Origin of the sequence: Pseudoalteromonas sp. MIP2626 (assembly GCF_013414205.1) — a bacterium.
Classification (GTDB): Bacteria; Pseudomonadota; Gammaproteobacteria; order Enterobacterales; family Alteromonadaceae; genus Pseudoalteromonas; species Pseudoalteromonas nigrifaciens.
The window spans coordinates 1-17,520 of record NZ_JAATTW010000005.1 but is presented as its reverse complement, the minus strand read 5'-3'; the positions used below and the strand labels follow the sequence as shown (position 1 = coordinate 17,520).

At 39.4% G+C, this 17,520-nt stretch carries 20 protein-coding genes; 8 read left to right on the top strand and 12 right to left on the bottom strand.

Features of this window, described 5'->3' with window-relative positions:
* Positions 1 to 105: 105 nt before the first annotated feature.
* Genes HC000_RS04730 through rpoE form a run of 4 tightly spaced genes read right to left on the bottom strand, consistent with a single transcriptional unit; the run spans position 106 to position 2,734 of the window.
* The gene (locus HC000_RS04730) at positions 106 to 555 is read right to left on the bottom strand and encodes a SoxR reducing system RseC family protein (RefSeq protein ID WP_011327425.1); all 450 of its coding nucleotides are present in this window, start codon (positions 553 to 555) and stop codon (positions 106 to 108) included.
* A gap of 20 nt (positions 556 to 575) precedes the next feature.
* Positions 576 to 1,529 carry a MucB/RseB C-terminal domain-containing protein gene (locus HC000_RS04725; protein WP_179807076.1) on the bottom strand — a complete coding sequence of 318 codons (954 nt, stop codon included), beginning with the start codon at positions 1,527 to 1,529 and terminating at the stop codon, positions 576 to 578.
* Between the two features lie 4 nt (positions 1,530 to 1,533).
* Positions 1,534 to 2,151, bottom strand: coding sequence for an anti sigma-E factor RseA C-terminal domain-containing protein (locus tag HC000_RS04720; protein WP_011327423.1), 618 nt, complete (start codon positions 2,149 to 2,151; stop codon positions 1,534 to 1,536).
* Position 2,152: 1 nt separating this feature from the next.
* On the bottom strand, positions 2,153 to 2,734 hold the full coding sequence (rpoE, locus tag HC000_RS04715) for an RNA polymerase sigma factor RpoE (RefSeq protein ID WP_011327422.1): 582 nt from the start codon (positions 2,732 to 2,734) through the stop codon (positions 2,153 to 2,155).
* Between the two features lie 244 nt (positions 2,735 to 2,978).
* On the opposite strand from rpoE, the gene nadB reads away from it, so the two are divergent.
* A complete protein-coding gene (gene nadB / locus HC000_RS04710) occupies positions 2,979 to 4,586 on the top strand; it encodes an L-aspartate oxidase (RefSeq protein ID WP_179807075.1) in 1,608 nt (535 codons plus the stop codon).
* On the opposite strand, the gene HC000_RS04705 is transcribed toward nadB, so the two are convergent.
* Both HC000_RS04705 and HC000_RS04700 read right to left on the bottom strand, forming a co-directional pair.
* Positions 4,564 to 4,818, bottom strand: coding sequence for a hypothetical protein (locus HC000_RS04705; RefSeq protein ID WP_310735834.1), 255 nt, complete (start codon positions 4,816 to 4,818; stop codon positions 4,564 to 4,566). The genes nadB and HC000_RS04705 overlap by 23 nt on opposite strands.
* A 154-nt stretch (positions 4,819 to 4,972) precedes the next feature.
* On the bottom strand, positions 4,973 to 5,224 hold the full coding sequence (locus tag HC000_RS04700; protein ID WP_011327419.1) for a succinate dehydrogenase assembly factor 2: 252 nt from the start codon (positions 5,222 to 5,224) through the stop codon (positions 4,973 to 4,975).
* A gap of 164 nt (positions 5,225 to 5,388) precedes the next feature.
* Between HC000_RS04700 and ygfZ the strand changes: the two genes are divergently transcribed.
* Both ygfZ and HC000_RS04690 read left to right on the top strand, forming a co-directional pair.
* Positions 5,389 to 6,300, top strand: coding sequence for a tRNA-modifying protein YgfZ (gene ygfZ, locus HC000_RS04695; protein WP_089367843.1), 912 nt, complete (start codon positions 5,389 to 5,391; stop codon positions 6,298 to 6,300).
* Between the two features lie 12 nt (positions 6,301 to 6,312).
* On the top strand, positions 6,313 to 6,798 hold the full coding sequence (locus HC000_RS04690) for a peptidylprolyl isomerase (RefSeq protein WP_011327417.1): 486 nt from the start codon (positions 6,313 to 6,315) through the stop codon (positions 6,796 to 6,798).
* A 67-nt stretch (positions 6,799 to 6,865) separates the two neighbouring features.
* Here HC000_RS04690 and HC000_RS04685 read toward each other — a convergent pair whose 3' ends face one another.
* The 3 genes from HC000_RS04685 to HC000_RS04675 form a co-directional block, all read right to left on the bottom strand.
* Positions 6,866 to 7,342, bottom strand: a complete 477-nt coding sequence (locus HC000_RS04685) for a hypothetical protein (protein WP_179807074.1) — start codon at positions 7,340 to 7,342, stop codon at positions 6,866 to 6,868.
* A 45-nt stretch (positions 7,343 to 7,387) separates the two neighbouring features.
* Positions 7,388 to 8,170: a DUF481 domain-containing protein gene (locus HC000_RS04680; RefSeq protein WP_086995029.1), complete on the bottom strand. Its 783-nt coding sequence runs from the start codon at positions 8,168 to 8,170 to the stop codon at positions 7,388 to 7,390.
* 79 nt (positions 8,171 to 8,249) lie between these two features.
* Positions 8,250 to 8,570 (bottom strand): HI1450 family dsDNA-mimic protein, encoded by a 321-nt coding sequence (locus HC000_RS04675; protein WP_011327414.1) that lies wholly within the window; start codon positions 8,568 to 8,570, stop codon positions 8,250 to 8,252.
* Between the two features lie 548 nt (positions 8,571 to 9,118).
* On the opposite strand from HC000_RS04675, the gene HC000_RS04670 reads away from it, so the two are divergent.
* The 4 genes from HC000_RS04670 to HC000_RS04655 all read left to right on the top strand — a co-directional run bounded on the left by HC000_RS04670 (position 9,119) and on the right by HC000_RS04655 (position 11,932).
* Positions 9,119 to 9,910, top strand: a complete 792-nt coding sequence (locus tag HC000_RS04670; RefSeq protein WP_179807073.1) for a crotonase/enoyl-CoA hydratase family protein — start codon at positions 9,119 to 9,121, stop codon at positions 9,908 to 9,910.
* A 67-nt stretch (positions 9,911 to 9,977) separates the two neighbouring features.
* Entirely contained in the window at positions 9,978 to 10,331 is a 354-nt protein-coding gene (locus HC000_RS04665) for a CidA/LrgA family protein (protein ID WP_179807072.1), read from the top strand.
* A complete protein-coding gene (locus HC000_RS04660; RefSeq protein WP_179807071.1) occupies positions 10,324 to 11,067 on the top strand; it encodes an LrgB family protein in 744 nt (247 codons plus the stop codon). The genes HC000_RS04665 and HC000_RS04660 overlap by 8 nt, the downstream gene beginning before the upstream one ends.
* 37 nt (positions 11,068 to 11,104) lie before the next feature.
* Positions 11,105 to 11,932: a mechanosensitive ion channel family protein gene (locus tag HC000_RS04655; RefSeq protein ID WP_179807070.1), complete on the top strand. Its 828-nt coding sequence runs from the start codon at positions 11,105 to 11,107 to the stop codon at positions 11,930 to 11,932.
* Between the two features lie 18 nt (positions 11,933 to 11,950).
* Here the strand turns inward: HC000_RS04655 and HC000_RS04650 are convergent, their stop codons facing one another.
* From HC000_RS04650 to HC000_RS04640, 3 genes are all read right to left on the bottom strand, one after another.
* A complete protein-coding gene (locus HC000_RS04650; RefSeq protein ID WP_179807069.1) occupies positions 11,951 to 13,012 on the bottom strand; it encodes a CNNM domain-containing protein in 1,062 nt (353 codons plus the stop codon).
* A 42-nt stretch (positions 13,013 to 13,054) separates the two neighbouring features.
* Positions 13,055 to 14,407: a magnesium transporter gene (locus HC000_RS04645; RefSeq protein ID WP_179807068.1), complete on the bottom strand. Its 1,353-nt coding sequence runs from the start codon at positions 14,405 to 14,407 to the stop codon at positions 13,055 to 13,057.
* Between the two features lie 544 nt (positions 14,408 to 14,951).
* Positions 14,952 to 16,619, bottom strand: a complete 1,668-nt coding sequence (locus HC000_RS04640) for a methyl-accepting chemotaxis protein (RefSeq protein ID WP_179807067.1) — start codon at positions 16,617 to 16,619, stop codon at positions 14,952 to 14,954.
* A gap of 482 nt (positions 16,620 to 17,101) precedes the next feature.
* On the opposite strand from HC000_RS04640, the gene HC000_RS04635 reads away from it, so the two are divergent.
* Complete coding sequence (locus HC000_RS04635; RefSeq protein ID WP_257025428.1) at positions 17,102 to 17,452, top strand: hypothetical protein; 351 nt, start codon at positions 17,102 to 17,104, stop codon at positions 17,450 to 17,452.
* Positions 17,453 to 17,520 lie beyond the last annotated feature (68 nt).

The following is a 17,520-nucleotide window of genomic DNA, read 5'->3' as shown; positions in this document are numbered from 1 at the left end:
CTATTTTAATGGACTAAGTAGATATACCTAAACAACTTGAAAATATTTGTTTTTATATTTTCAAGTTGTTGTGGCGTAAGCGGGCAATTTTACATTTAATTGGCATCAATCACCATCTATTTGAGTTAAAGGAAGGCTAATTGGATGAATTTTTATCACTTTGATATCATGCCTGAATGATTTAACCCACATTTTAGCCATTAAAAAGCCAATACCGCCACCCAAAGCAGCAGCTAAAATTTGCCATCCTTCGGTAACTAACAGTAATTCAGCGGCAACTAGCGCAAAGCCTAGGCTTAAAAATAGCGGCAACATATATACAGTAAAGGCGTGTTTAACAACGTGGCTGTCATCAAGCGACAAGGTTATTTTTTGTCCCACCACTACGGGCGTGTCAAATTTATAGGGAAAGGTTTTTTTAGCACTGCCAAATAACTTACTAAACACCTGCGATCCACAACGACCATTACAGCCTTCGCATGCTTGTTTTTGTTGTGCCTCTAAATGTGCAATGTGGCCACTAAGGGCCACAACTTTTAAGGTTTGTTCTATCATAACAACTCTTTATAAATCGTTTATAATGCGCGGGTCACCGACTCTGCAATTTTTTTGGCCGTTAAACTAGGAATATTACCCACCACCGAAACATCAAAATTACCGCCGTTGTGCACATAAACTGTGGTTGCCCCAGAGGTGAGTGAGCCACTTAAGCGCTTACCCGGCAAAGGTCTTTGTATAAATACCGACACTTCTACAAAGCCATCTGAAAATAAATAGTAGTCGGTTAATTCATTATTTAAATCTAATTTATGGCGGTCTGATTTTAATAATTCAAAGCCTGCTGGCAACCAGTCTATTTTCCACGTTTTTGCCGTATCACTGACCAATGTTTCGAGTGATTTATTTGGTAACGGGGTTGGAAAGTTGCGATTAAGTATTTCCAGCAACATACTAGCAGGCTGCTCTGTAACACTTATGTGGGTAAGTTGCAGTTGCTCTAAAGCTTCGCCTTGATGATTAACATAGGCTGCTTTTAGTAATAAAGACGATTCCATATCAAGCCAAATCCAGTAGTTATATTTGTCTTCATCTTTAGATTCTATACGTACTAACTGAGCTGCTCGTCCTGATATACGCCCTTTTCCACCAAGTACAAAGTCATAATGGCCACTTAAACGCTCAACGTTTTTAAACAGTACTTCAGGAATTGGCCCTGCAATTGAATCAGTTGTAAGTGAATAAGGCTCTGATTGCGGCTCAAAATAAGTAACTTGGTTGTCAACGCGTACCATTTCTAGGCCCGCGCCATTGAGTAAACTTAAGTGTTCTATCTCAATGTCATCTTGTTTTGCATGTAACCAACGGTAGGGTTCCATGGTTTTACCTTTAACAACCACAAACGAGGCGTCAAAGTTACGGGTATGAACGGCATTAGCCATTTTAAGCAGTAAATCTTTGGCAGGATTGGTGTCGCTGGCAAAGGTATTAAAGCTGATTGCCAGCGACAGAATAAAAGTAATTACTTTCATTTAATTAGTTGTTTTCCTCTGGTTTTTTTGCATCCGTTTGCGCAGCCTCTAATGAATGTGCAACACGAGCTTGGCGTTGATGCTCTAAAACAAGTGCGCCAATACGTTGCTGCTGCAATTCACGCAAACCATTTTCTGCGTTTTTAAGCGCGGGCTCCGATGAATAACTCACTGGTGATGCAGTACCTGTAAAAGGTGTTGTTTGCAGCAATGGAATTTCGCTTTGTTGCGCGCCATCGCCCTGTGGCAACATATTTACGCCTACAATAGCAAACATAGCAACACTTGCTGCAATCGCAAGTTGTGCCACTGGCTTGCGCCAATTAAATGCCACAACTTTATTGTCGTTTATAGTATCACTTTGCGGCGCAGATTGCGCTTTAGACTGACTGAAATCTGCATATACTGGTTCGCTTTCGAGTGCTAACGCAACACGCTTGCTAATATCAATATGAATATCGCTGTGATCTTTTTGAGCTCGCATTGCATCACCAATTAACGCATAACGGCCAAAGGTAGCAACGTCTTGCTCTGCAATTTTTGCATCTGCTAGTTGTTGCTCGCCGTCAAGTAATGCAGATAACGATTCGTCATCTAACCTGTTAACGTGTGCTTTTATCATACTAAGACTCGCCTATTAATGGGTTTAATTTGTTATCAATTGCTTCACGGGCACGAAATATACGCGAACGTACCGTCCCGACTGGGCAATCCATTACCACAGCTATTTCTTCATAGCTCATCCCTTCAATTTCTCTGAGGGTGATTGCGGTTTTAAGATCTTCAGGCAAACTATCAATCGTATTAAAAATAACAGCGCGTACTTCTTCGCTCAGCAGTAAATTTTCAGGAGATGCGTTAGAACGCATTGAGTCCGCGCAGTCATAAAATTCGGCATCTTGTGCGTCTATATCACTTGCTGGCGGTTTACGCCCCTGAGCTACTAAATAATTTTTAGCACAATTTACTGCAATACGGTACAACCAAGTATAAAAGGCACTATCGCCCCTAAAGTTAGGAAGCGCACGATAAGCTTTTATAAACGCTTCTTGTGCTACATCTGCAATATCACCCTGATTTGACACATAACGTGAGATCAAACCGGCAATTTTGTTTTGATACTTCTTTACTAATAGGTTGAAGGCGTTTTTATCTCCTTGCTGAACCCTTTTTACTAGCGCTAAATCTTGATCCTGCTCGCTCATTCGAGCCGGTACTCCTGTGTCTAATTTTTGCTTATCATTCATAGTGTCGCCATTGTTCACAGATACTCTGACTCTTACATGAATAAAAAGTTCTGCTTTATATTGTTTTTTTATTAAATAGTCGTAAATAACCGTAGTTAGAGCCAAAATTACTACTTGGTATGATGGCAAATATGATACAACTACCACTATTGAAAACAAACATTGCTCTATATGGGCATTGTAACCGCAAAGTACCTCTGACATGAACCAAAATAAACATCACATTGCAGATGTCGCTATTATCGGTAGCGGCGCAGCGGGCTTATCACTTGCCTTATCTTTAGCTAACTATTGTAACGTTACCGTAATCAGTAAGGGAGCACTCACTGAAGGTTCCACACTCTATGCCCAAGGTGGTATAGCCGCGGTATTTGATAAGAAACATGACAGTATAGAGTCACATGTGCAAGACACGCTCGATGCGGGCGGTGGCTTATGCGACAAAGAAGCAGTGCACTATACCGCTAGTAATGCCCACGATTGTTTGCAATGGTTAATTAATCAAGGCGTACCGTTTGATATAGAGCTGGATAGCCATGGTAAAGAGCGTTTTCATTTAACGCGTGAAGGCGGCCACAGCCACCGACGCATTTTACACGCCGCCGACGCTACTGGTAAAGCCGTACAAACTACATTAATCAGCCAAGTTCAAGCCCACAAAAACATCACCCTGTTAGAGCATTACAACGCCATTGATTTAATTACAGATAAAAGCGGCAATAAAGCTAGCTCGCATATAAATGGCATGTATGTATGGAATAAAAACGCCAAAAAAGTAGAAACAATTGCGGCTAAATTTGTTGCTTTAGCTACAGGTGGTGCTAGTAAAGTGTATTTGTATACTTCAAACCCTGATGTTTCCAGTGGTGATGGTATTGCTATGGCATGGCGTGCGGGTTGTAGAGTGGCGAACATGGAATTTAACCAGTTTCATCCAACCAGTTTGTACCACCCTGAATTACAAAACTTTTTAATTACCGAAGCAATGCGTGGTGAAGGCGCTTATTTAAGACGCCCCGACGGCAGCCGATTTATGCACGAGTTTGATGAGCGTGAAGAGCTTGCTCCTCGCGATATTGTTGCTCGCGCTATCGACTTTGAAATGAAACGTTTGGGTGCCAATTGCGTATTTTTAGACATTAGTCACAAAGATAAAAATTTTATTATTGAGCACTTCCCCACTATATATGCAAAGTGTCTAAGTGTCGGGCTCGATATTACCAAAGATCCTATTCCTGTTGTACCTGCAGCGCATTATACCTGTGGTGGAGTAATGACTGACTTTAATGGTAAAACCGATTTAGATAACTTATATGCAGTAGGTGAAGTTGCTTATACCGGCTTACATGGTGCTAATCGTATGGCGAGTAACTCATTACTAGAGTGTATTGTGTTTGCCCATGCGGCTGCAAAAGACATTTTAAGCAAAATTGAACATGCACCAGAGCCCATTAACCTGCCGCACTGGGATGAAAGCCGCGTAGCTAATTCAGATGAAGAAATAGTGATTACTCACAACTGGCATGAACTAAGGTTGTTTATGTGGGACTACGTGGGTATTGTGCGCTCAACCAAACGCTTAGAGCGTGCACTACATAGAGTTGAGTTGTTACAGCAGGAAATACATGACTATTACGCTAACTTTAGAGTTAGTAATAACTTGTTAGAGCTGCGTAATTTGGTACAAGTTGCCGAACTAATTATTCGCAGTGCACTTGAGCGTAAAGAAAGCCGTGGCCTGCACTACACTATTGATTACCCAGAGCAAAACGCTAATCCAACACCTACTATTTTAACTCCACAGCGTTAATTGCATTAAGTGTAGCGCGTTTTAGGCGCGCATAGCTTTGTACATCAACACTATTGGCTGTAATAATCAGCCAATAGTTGTTATTAAAACCCTTAATATAAAGCCAAACACTATTGCCAATTAAGCGGCTTTTAGCACTTATTTCGCCTTGAATTAACCGTGTGTTATTTTCAAACCTAAACTGCTTTGGGGCTAAAATAATAACGCCTTCGAGTGGCTGTACAGCCTGCATTTTTAGCCATACAAGTATGGCCGCTACAAAGTTAACAACTATGCAAAAAATTATTGCCTCAAGTGAACTTAAAAATAAGCACAGCAATAATGTTAAAACACAAAAAAAGACCACAATAGGTTTATGGTCTGTTTTGTTTGCTGTAACTGTAAACCTATACACGAACTCGGTCTAAAATAAGTTGCACCATGCTGTTGAGCTGCTCATCTTTACATTCTTTATGGCCCATAAACCAAGCAAATAAGTCAGGATCTTCTTCGGTAAGTAAACGCTGAAAAATAGCTTGCTGTTCAACGCTAAGTGAATCAAAAGCATCCTCTACAAAGGGCATAAACAATACATCTAGCTCTAGCATGCCACGGCGACAAGCCCAACGGATACGTGCTTTACTATGAATTTCAGTCATTTTAAACCTCATATTTAATTGACCTGAGTTTAACAAATACCAATTAATTTAGCAGCTCTTAATCACTTATTAAAATAATAAAAACCCGTACAGAGTTAGCTGCTGTACCCAAGGTTGTATCTACGTTATTATGTTACCTCATTAAATAGTCAAAGAAGGTGTTTATGTCGATTGTTCATGCGTGTGCTTTATCTCATCAGCTTATTAGCTTCTCTGGCGCAGATAAATTATCTTATCTTCACGGACAAATCACTCAGGATATCAACAAGCTAACCAACAATAATTATCTTTGGGCCGGGCACTGTAGCGCCAAAGGTAAGTTATGGGGCGTGTTTAAATTATTTTCTCATCAAGATCATTACTATTTAATTGGCTCTAAGGCTGAAGTAGAGTGCTCTTTAGCCGAGTTAAAAAAATATGCGGTATTTGCTAAAGTAGACATTAACGTAGCACCACAGCGATTAATTGGCTTAATTAGCGACGACTTTACTGAGTTACTCACACAACTTAATATCGAATTTGCGGCGCAAGACACTGCATGCGATTTTAGCCATGGTAAAGCTCTTAAGCTTACCGGCAATCGACTTTTACTAATGGTAGATGAGCAATTTAACTTGCCTGATAACGTAGTAACGCTTGAAAACGATATGCTATGGCAACAAGCTGCTATTTTAGCCGGCGAGCCACAGCTTAATGAGCAAGCGATTGGTGAATACGTGCCGCAAATGGTTAACTTGCAAGCAATAGGTGGCATTAGCTTTAAAAAAGGCTGTTACGCAGGGCAAGAAACCGTAGCGCGAATGAAATACTTAGGTAAAAATAAGCGTGCTATGTATATCGTTTCAGGGCAAAGCGATGGGTTACTTACTGAGTTGGATCTAGAAAGACAACTAGGCGAAAACTGGCGCCGCGCTGGTAAACTTATCAGCCAGAGCTTTAATGAACAAAGTAAAACACTTACTGGCCTTGTAGTGTTGCCAAACGATACTGATGTTACTCAGGTACTTCGTGCAAAACACACTCCTTCGGTAGAGCTAAACATTCTTCCTCTACCCTACTCTCTTGAAGATGAATAAATAGGACTGACTATGATCGTTGCAGCAAACAAAGTGGTAAAAATGCATTATTCGGTATTAGATAATGACGGCAATACCATTGATAACTCGTTCGATGGCGAACCACTAATTTTTATTATTGGCACCGGCTATCTAATTTCAGGCCTAGAAAATGCTCTGCAAGGCAAACAAGCTGGCGACACGTTAAGCGTAAAAGTTGAACCTGATGAAGGTTACGGCGAACGTAGTGACAACTTAATGCAAGCTGTGCCTAAAGAAATGTTTGAAGGCATGGAAATTGAAGTGGGTATGCAGTTTCGTGCATCAACCGATGATGGCGATCAATCAGTCATGATCATCGACATTCAAGACGAAGAAGTTATTGTAGATGGTAATAACCCACTGGCTGGTATTACGCTTAACTTTAATGTAGAAATTTTAGAAGTACGCGATGCAACCGAAGAAGAACTAAGCCATGGTCATGTACATGGTGAAGGCGGTTGTGGTCACGACCACTAAAATGCCCTAAGCAAATAAAAAAGCGCCTAAGGCGCTTTTTTTGTTACTAAACTCAATTTAATTACATTTAAACCGCAGCAGGTTTAACATCATCGGTAGCTGCTTTAAGTGTTTCTGCAGGTGCTATTTTACCTTCAAGCGCTGTGAGTAAGCCTTGCTGATCATTAGTACCCACTCTGTATAAAGTGCCATCTTTAAGGGTAAGTTGAATAGCACTAAAACCAGACACTGTATATATCCAGCCATCGTGGGTAATACGAATACCAATACCATGACGATACGAGTTTTGCACCGCTTTAGCTTCTGCAATATCTGCAAGTGCAATACTTTGCCCAGCAACACCAGGACCAAATGCCCAACTAATATGAGTGTCATTTACTTTTACGGTTAAGCCATGAAACAAAAAACCCACCAGCACTAAAATACCGGCAAACACCATAAGTGGGCCATCAGCCCCAATTAAATTCCAAGCAAGGGCTACAAAGCCACCAATCCAGGCTAATACAAAAAATATAAATAGCGCATACTGCTTATGCTGATACATAACACTCTCAAAATTAAATAACGATACGATTAAAAATAAAACAACTTAAAAGCTATAAACTAATGTTGCGCTGAGCTCTGAGTCAAACTTGAGCTTATTTTCTTCAGGTTTGGAATTATAACGATACATATAAGCAAACTTAAGTGATACCCCACCAATTACTTGGCTGATCAAGGCTGTTTCTGATTTTAATCGTGAATTAAGCCCCGACAAAGACTGCTCTATACTTACATCTTGGTTAAAGCGCGTTCGCTCAGAAACCAACCGCTCCCATTGCATAGCAAAGCGCACTAAATAACCTACTTTGTTTTTATCATCTTCGCTAACATCAGACTGCTCCTCAGCCACAGAGCGATACAAACCAGGTCCTATATCAATATCAACTTTATTTTTAACGCCTTGGTAAACGCGCGCACCATAACCTGTTGCTACAGTACTTTTAAACGCTAGACCGCTAAATTTATCTTCTTCGTAATCGCCATAAATAAAAAATGAGGAATTCTTAACGCCTACTTTGTAGTTACCTTGCGCTGATATAAACACCCGGTTAGCGGTCACATCAGACTTTCCGGTGTCATCGTTATGATCGCGTTTGTATAAGGAATCTATTTTAAATTGATTACGCCAGCTTTCAAAATCTTGATAAAGGTTACCTTTGAGTTTAAAACTGGTCGAATTAGTATTGCCTTTACTTAATATAAAACCAAATTCGGTGTCGCCGTAAAGCATTTCGCCTTTATGTAAATCATGAATTTCTTCATCCGAGAGTTGTCCGTATTCATGAAAATCTTCAAAAGGATCGACAGCCCAACTTGGGCGGCAAACCATTAAAAAAATTAAGAATAAAAACTTACGCAAAACACTCTCTCTTGTAGGTGATCATAAAACAACTTTAACTAAAACTGAGTTACTCAGTCTCTTTCCATAAAATGTGACAAAAAGGCGCGTCTTTATCACGGCTAATTAAAATTTTAGCGAATAATACATCGTCATTTTCAAATTCTAAGCCTACTAACACCTGCAAAAAATGATCAGCTTCAACTTCTAGAGCAACAAAATCCTGCCATTGCTCATCGGGCTCGCCCTCTTCAATAAAACCAAGTTCTTCTCTGTATTGATTAAAAGTTTCAACGTCTTGCTCATTCAGGTTGCTTGGTGCCAACTCTAAAAAAATATCGTACGCTTGATGAGTTGCTTCTTCTTCTGTGTATAAACGCGGGCCTGACATGAGTAGTTAACCTTTGAGCTTTTAAAGTATGATCATAATACCAAAAGTTATCGTTGTTTTGAGAAAAAAACGCTGAAAAAACTGACTTTCTTCAGTCTCTTAATTGTTATAAGTAAAATCAATCAATTGAGACCTGCCGCTGAGTAATAAATTCATTTTATTTTAGGGTCTGTTGACCTTTGCGGATTAAAATTTGTTCAAACTAGGGGCGATTTAATCACGGCGCGAGGTTTGTAACCTAGTGGGCTAAGTAAAAACCGAGCAAAGCTTCCGCGTCCTGCTCACGCCCCTTACCTACATCCATGTAGGCAACAAAGAGTCAATCGCCCCTAGGCAGAACCCTTCGGGCAGCGCATGTTTGGCATTGATGCTACGTTATCGCCTATTTATGGGGAATAACCACACCACATAGGCTCTGCCTTGCCTAAATACCAAACACACTGCTGCAAATTTAACCTTGAAAGATAAACAGCCCCTAATCAACCACGCTCACTTTACTTAACTTAAATAACATCATAAGCTCAGGCAACAGGTCAGAGGAGTGCAAAATGATAAAGTTAGAAAAACAACAAGGCATTGCAATTGTCACACTAAACAGAGCTCAAAAACAAAATGCTTTAAGCTTTGCTATGTTTGTTGAGCTTAATAAAATAATAAAAAAGCTTAAAAAAGATCGTAGCATCCGCGCCGTAGTTTTAAAAGGCGATGGCGATCACTTTTGCGCGGGGTTAGATATAGCCGCAGTTATGGCGTCGCCGCTTAATATTATTAAATTATTATTTAAATGGTTACCTGGCAATAAAAATTTAGCCCAGCGGGTAGTATTGGGTTGGCAATCGCTTAGCGTGCCGGTTATTGCACAAATTAATGGCAACTGCCTTGGCGGTGGATTGCAAATAGCACTCGGCGCTGACTATAGAATAGTGCACCACGATGCCCAATTTGCCATTATGGAAGCGCGTTGGGGATTATGCCCAGATATGGGGGCTAATGTTGTAATGAGCGGTTTAGTAAAACGCGACCAAGCACTATGGCTTGCCAGCCATGCTGATCCTATAAGTGCACTACAAGCAAAAGAGCTTGGCTTGGTCACTCAAGTAACTGATGACACCGAGGCCGCCACACAAAAAATGTTGGAAATACTATTAGCCCGCTCCCCCGACACTCTGGCGGCAATTAAGCGCGTTACCCAGCAAAGCTATAAAACTCAGCAACGCAACATACTCGCCAAAGAAACCTTTAGCCAAATTAGATTATTACTTAGCCCAAATACCAAAAAGGCAATTGCTAAAGCAAAGGGTAAAACCGATATTCATTATGCCAACCCTAAACGCTGGTAAGATGATGCATGCATAAATAACAGGGATTTGTTAAAGTTAAATTCCTGACTTTCCAATGAGCTCTCTAATGAAATATGTGTTAAGTAGCGCAATTATTTTACTCTGCTTAGCGGCGGCTAAATTCATTATGCACAGTATTGGCGGCAGTTTTCCTGCGCCTTTACTAGCAATGGTTATTTTATTGCTGCTACTGTTAACTGGCATAGTAAAAGAGCATCAATTAAAGCCCTGCGCTTCACCTATTTTAAATATTATGCCCATCTTTTTTATTCCTGCGGGGGTTGGCTTTATTGAGCACCTTGGCTTAATAAAGTCGCATTGGCCTTTTTTAGTTGCCATTGTATTGCTAATCCCTATTAGTACCTTATTGTTAGTGAGTAGTGTTATTGCCTACTTTAAAGGACGCGTAAATAATGACTGAGCAACTAAAATCGCTAACAACACAACTAACTCCAGATTTATGGTGGCTTAGCGTACCGTTTATTATTGCGCTGTTTTTATTATTAAGGCTACTTAACCAGCGGGTTAAGCATGTTATTTTAAAATCACTTACTAACCCTGTATTTTTAAGTATAGCTATTATTGCTTTACTCTTGGTTAATTTAAACTTGCCTTACACTAAATTTGCTAGCCACAGCCAATTACTAAGTTGGCTGTTAGAGCCCGCTATTGTGGCACTAGCATTACCTTTATATCAGCAGTTTGTTCATGTACGTAAAAACTTACTCTTAATTGTAACCACTTGTAGTTTAGGGATTATTAACGCCACTGTAGTGGCTTTTTTACTCAGCATGATATTTGCTGTACCCACACAACTTAGCGCCTCAGTTGCAGCATTGAGTGTAACAACTCCTATAACGCTAACTGTAACCGAGTCATTAGGCGGTATTGACTCGCTCGCTGCTGCCTTGGTTATTTTTATTGGTTTATTGGGTGCTTTATTTGGCTTTGTACTTTTTAAACTAATTAAAATTTATAACCATGAAGCGCAAGGCGTTGCCATGGGTACTGCCTGTCACGCTATTGGCACCGCAGCAGCATTGGTTGAGCATCCTAAAATAGGTGCATTTTCATCGGTTGCCATGGCATTAAGTGCGCTTTTAACGGCTGTAATAGTACCGTTTTTATATCCAATCTTAGTCAACACTTTGCTATAGTTAGCAAAAATATTTAACAGCCATCTTAAGAGCATATATGATCAGCCCAGAAATAGAACAGTTTGAAAAATACTACGCCATGCTTACCGAGTATTTAGTTACCTATAGCATGCAAATTGTAGGTGCTATTTTCATACTCTTAATTGGCTTATGGGTTGCGCAAAAGCTTGCCAACGTAGTGGCTAATTTAATGGCTCGCCATAATATTGACGTCACGTTAACTAACTTTGTGAGTAACCTAGTTAAAGTGTTGCTCATAATAATTGTCATTATTATTGCGCTGGGCAAAATAGGCATTAGTGTTACCCCTTTCGTGGCCGCTATTGGTGCTGCGTCGCTTGGTGCGGGTTTGGCAATGCAAGGTATGTTGTCTAATTATGGTGCTGGCCTTGCTATTATTGCCACTCGCCCTTTTGTGGTTGGCGACACTATAGAGGTTAAAAATGTCAGCGGGCAAGTTAAAGTAATAGAGCTGGGGCATACAGTACTTATTGACGAAGAAAAGGTAGAAATAACCATACCCAATAAGCATATCCTCGGTGAAATACTCCATAACTCGTTTAAGTTTTCATTGGTAAAAGGCGAAATAACCATTGCTTACAGCGCGTGCTCAAATACCGCAGTTAAACTAATTGAAGATGTTGTGAATGGCCATGAGCTTGTGGCTAAAGTGCCCAATGCACAAATTGGTATAGAACGCTTTGCCGACAATGGCGTAACTATTAGCTACCGCTACTGGGTACCAACCACTAAAATAATCGAAACCAAGTTGGCTATTAATGGTGGGGTTTATAGCGCTATGAATAAAGCGAATATTGAAATACCTTTACCGCAGCGCATTGTTAGTATTATTAAAAGTGATTAATTTATAAACCTAAACCGTTTAAAGCGGTTTAGGTTTATCTATACTGGGGTTTAATTCAAGTTTAGGCGCACTCATACCTTTTAGTAATCGGCCAAAAATATCAGCCCCAGTAATAATGCGTTTTTCATCGCCCCATACCAGTACTACATCGTGCTCAATTGCCCCATCGAATGACTTGTCTAATGAATGACTGGCGCGAATTTTTAAAATAACGTCACTTAAGCGCATACTTTCATCGATCACTATTATTGGTCTGTGGCAAAAGTGGTACGGATCAAATGTGTCTGGCTCAAACAAAGCTGCGCGTAAAAATCCATCCGCATCAACCACTAACAAAGGATCACCGGCCTGATTAGTAATAATTACCCAGTTGTAACCAGACTTGTGCAGTTTGCGTAAAAATTCATTATCGGCACTGAGTATTAGTTCAGGAAATATTGGTAAATCAAGCTTGGTTGGTAACGCTATGATTGAGTCGGGATCTATCACTTCGCCTTCTTGAGTAACACTTATTTCATCTAAACTAAAAAAGTTAAGTGCACCAATACCTTCTACGTGCTGTACATCAGCCTCTTCAGCTTCTATGTGCTTACGAATAATACCTCTGAGCTCACTCTCTGCAAAGTAGGTAATACCTTCTTTGCCTAACCAAGCATCGAGTATTAGCCCTGTAGGCTTAGCAACGACATAAAACAGTAATTGATAAAACTTAATTAACGGCGACAACATGCTGGCCATTTTTAACGCATTACGTGAAAAATACGCCTGTGGTGTTATTTCGCCAATAATAGTAATAGCAATAGTTGAGAATAAAAAAGAACTTGCACCCATTAATACCGAGTCAGAAAGTAACGTCAGCAGTACGTTAATACCTACGTTACCCCACAAAATAGTCGAGAGTAAAAAGTTTGAATCGTTACGCAGTGCCATTACTTTTATCGCAGCGGCGTTACCTTTACTGCTTTCCATTTCGAGTTGTAATCTACTTAGCGAAAAAAACGCCAAGTTTAAACCCGAAAATATTGCTGACTGCGAAATACACAGTGCAATAGCACACCAAATCATGACATCAAAAGTCATTGTTTTTCCTATTTATTTACGCGTTCCTTGCGATACAAGGCACTATAACAGTAGCAAACTACCTAAACCTAAAAAGGTAACAAAACCAACTATATCGGTTACTGTAGTTAAAATAACTGAGCCCGAAAGCGCAGGATCTATTTTCATTTTATCTAAAATAGAAGGGATCACTACACCGGCTAACGATGCTGCAACTAAGTTAAGCAAAATAGCCACGGTAATAGTAATACTTAGCATAACGTCGTTAAACCACAAAAAGGTCAATGCGCCAATAACAAAAGCCCATACAAAACCATTTACCGCGCCCACTCTTAGCTCTTTTTTAAGTAGCGCTGCGCGGTTAGAGTCGGTTACCTGGCCAAGTGCCAAGCCACGTACAATAACGGTGAGCGTTTGACTCCCGGCAATTCCGCCCATAGAGGCCACTATTGGCATTAATACCGCTAAAGCCACTACTTGCTCTATAGTTGCACCAAACAGGCCAATAAACCACGAGGCTAAAAATGCAGTCGCCAAATTTATACCTAACCAAATACCCCGGTTTTTAGCACTTTTTCGCACACTCGCAAATAAATCTTCGTCTTCACGCAGACCACCCGCTTTAGCGGCAGCCTCGTCGGTTATTTCTTGGCGTAACTCATACGCTGAAGCAATGGTTAAGCGGCCCAGTAATTTGTTATCAACATTAACAACCGGCATTGCCATTTTTTCGCTATGAATAACCACTTCCGCAGCTTCGTATAAATCATCATCTGCATGCAGCGATACATAGTCATGGTTTGCTAAAGTAATTAAACTGTCGTTGTCATTGGCTTTTATTAAATCATTAATTGCCACTTCACCAATTAAACTGCCCTTACGGCTTACTAAATAAATAACCTCTGTGAACTGCGGCAACCCTTTATGGAGTAACTTTTTAGCGCCTCCCGCAGTTAACTTTTCAGACACTTTTAAAAAGTCAAAACCTAACCAGTGACCTATTTGCTCAGAAGGGTATTGCTGCGCTAATTCATATTGCTTTGTTTGTGCTTCATCGAGTTGTTTTTTTGCATACTCAACAAATCGCTCAGGAATTACTTCTTCAAGCTCAAGCAGTTCTTCTACATTAACTTCGTCTAATAGTTTAAAACCGTCGCTATCATCTAAAGTTTGCAGTAACCATAAGGTGCTGTCATCGCTTAAATTAACAAATATTTCGTGTTGCGTGTCTTCATCTAACAACTGCCAAATTTCAAGGCGCAGCTCTTTAGGGATTGCTTCAAAAAGCAATGATAAATGCTCAGTTGATAATGTTAATTGTGCGTCTATTAATAACTTATTTTTGCGCTCTGTGGTGTCGCACTGTAATAAGTCATTTATGAGTTGGGGTAGTTTATCAACCGGATACTCAATCATCTTAAGCCTTAAAGTTTAGTAGGTTATATTAATAAATAGTCACTTATTAATATGTATTGCTATTAGTGTAACGTAGCGGGCATAAAATATTGAAAAAATATGCAAACTCATCCGCTTTTTTTCGCATTGTATGCGTAAAAATAACCAGCGGTTAATGTTTTTTTTTATTTTTTAAATTTAATTATACAAGCACAATCACGACTTACTTTTGATATGATTTCAGATGCTTAAGTGTAGGCAATTTCATACATCTTCATTAACTAACCTGAACTCTGGTTAAGAGATTTACTAACATATTGAATCATCGTTATATTTAATTTTATTTTCTCTAGCCAGAGGTTTTCAGTGAAAACAAGGCGAATTTACGCGTCAATAGCTGGCCTATTGCAAGTAAATTCAACGCAGTTAGCGCTGAAAATAGCTGCTTGAGATAAGTTTATTATCCGGAGCTCAGGTTAACTAGGAAGGATTTTTTGCAGCAGGCAAAATAAAAGCCGTAACTAAAAATTACGGCTTTATAAATGATTAAATTTAAAAATATGTCTTAAATTTTAAACTGCCCTACCAACTCGCCTAAGCTTTCACCACGACCAGCTAAATGTAAACTTACCGATGACGTTGTTTTACTTGACTCTGTTAGCTCATTTACAATTTCTTGAATAGCAAAAACATTACGGTTTATCTCTTCAGTTACACTACTTTGCTCTGTTGCAGCTGTTGCTATTTGGGTACTCATATCGTTTATAGTGGTAACCGATGTAGTAACCGCGCCTAAGCTTTCTGAAATAGCACGTGATGACTCAACTGAGCGATTACAGCTTTGCTGACTTGCTTGCATAGCGTTAACCGCCGCAGTAACTAAGTTATGCAGCTCACTAAGCATTTCGCTAATTTCTAACGTACTTACTTGTGTACGACTTGCTAAGCTTCTTACTTCATCAGCAACGACTGCAAAACCTCTGCCCTGCTCACCCGCACGAGCCGCTTCAATTGCTGCGTTAAGTGCCAGTAAATTTGTTTGCTCTGCAATACCACCAATAACGCTTAATACACTATTAATCTTTTTAGATTGCTCACTTAATGAATCAACCTGCTCTGCAGCTGTATTTATTTCGGCCATTAAGTTTGATACTTCACTTAAAGATATATCAACACATTCTTGCGCTCTTGCTACTTCTTGCGTTGCTGCCTGAGTTGACACCGCAACTTGGGTCGTATTTTGCGCCACTTCGTGAGAGGTTGCAGACATTTCAGTAATCGCGGTCGCGACTAAATCAGTTTCATGATTATGTTTTAATAACTTATCTTCAATCACCAAAGTTTGCGTATTTATATCTACTGATGCTGTTTTAACATCGTTAGTTACATCAACCACACTGGCTATAATATCGTGCAATTTACTCACGAATATATTAAACGACTCACCTAATTGGCCAATTTCGTCGTGGCTGTCAATTTCTAAACGTCTAGTTAAGTCGCCTTCACCTTTAGCTATGTCATCAAGGCTTTGCACCATTCTTTGTATTGGTTTAAGCATATGGTTGGCAGCAAATAAAGCACCCGCAATAGTTAATAACAAACAAAAGAACGCAATGATCAATAAGGTGGTTACTTTTTCGTTCATGCTTTTTTGCATAGATAGCTCAAAGCCTTCAAGCTCTGCTTCTATGTCGTCCATATAAGCGCCAGTGCCTAGCATCCAGTTGGTTCCAGGGATCATCGCTGCATAACCAATTTTTTCAACTAAGCCGTTGGTATTTGGTTTTTGAAAATGATAGGTAAATGCTCCGCCACCCTGGCGTGCTTGTGCAAGTAAGCCCACAATGATTTTTTTACCATTGGGGTCAGTCATGGCTATTTTGTTTTGCCCTTCTATCGCATCACCTAACATGGCATGAAAAACACTCACGCCATTAGTGTCATAAATAAAGAAATAGCCGTCTTCGCCAAAGGTTAGTTTTCTTAATGCATTTTTAGCATCTTGCTCAGTGCCATTTGCAAGCTGGTGCTGTACTACTTGACTACCAATTTCAATTTCAGTTTTTAATAGCGTTTGTTTATCTTTTAATAACTTACTTTTAAAAGTGTCAAAGCTGTGCTGCTGACTTTGCATTTCTAAATAGTACGAACTTGATAAAAAGCTGACCAATAATAATATTAGCGGCAAAATAGCTAGTAGTAACAATTTGCTTTTCAAGCTTAAATTACTCATTTCTTCTCCAAATAAACACATTGCAAGCTGTAAAAGCCCTACTCTTATTTTGTAACTTAGTCGCTGCAAAATTTATAATTTACTCTAGCCCCCCTTCATCACATAAACGGCTAAGTCTATTTAATTTAGGTAGGTACTTACTTAAAAGTATAACTAATGGCTAGTGATTATAGTCGTAGTTACTTTGGTTTAATACAAAAAGACGCCATTGTCATTAATAAACCTAAGCTGAATAGTAATAAAGTTGCAACTTACTCTAGTATAATTAATAGCTTTTAAAGTAAGTAAAACACCTAATACAGGTAAAATATTTAATTAATTGCCGCAACGATGAGCAAGCACAACATAAACAATTTAAATTTGTTTAGTTTTTTTGCTTTTTGTAACATATAATTCAAATATTAATACTAAACTCCTATAACAAATCAGGTATAATTATTTTAATTGCACCTTGGCTGTTTATTAATTAAAACAAAGAGTTAATGAAGTATTTATTTTTTATACTGCTATTTATCACCGCAAATGTAACTGCTAAACCTGAGACTAATAATAGTATCGCTTTTTATTACTCTGCACCTATGCCCTTAGCTGAAATGACTTTTTATTCGCGTGTAGTAGTGCAACCCGAGCTAATAACCAAGCACGAGCTGAACTGGCTCAAACAGCGTAACATTGCTGTTTATGCTTATTTAAGTGTTGGCGAGTCGTTTTCAAAAAGTGAGTCTTCACTTAGTGTTAATCCTAATTGGAATAGCCATATTAGCGACTTAACTGCAGCGCAGTGGCAACAGCATATACAAAATAGTGCGCTATCACTAAAGGCACACGGCTAGCGCATTTTAATCCCAGACTCTAGCAGGGTTGAGCGGTAATCATCGTCTAGCCCTGCCATTTTCTTTTT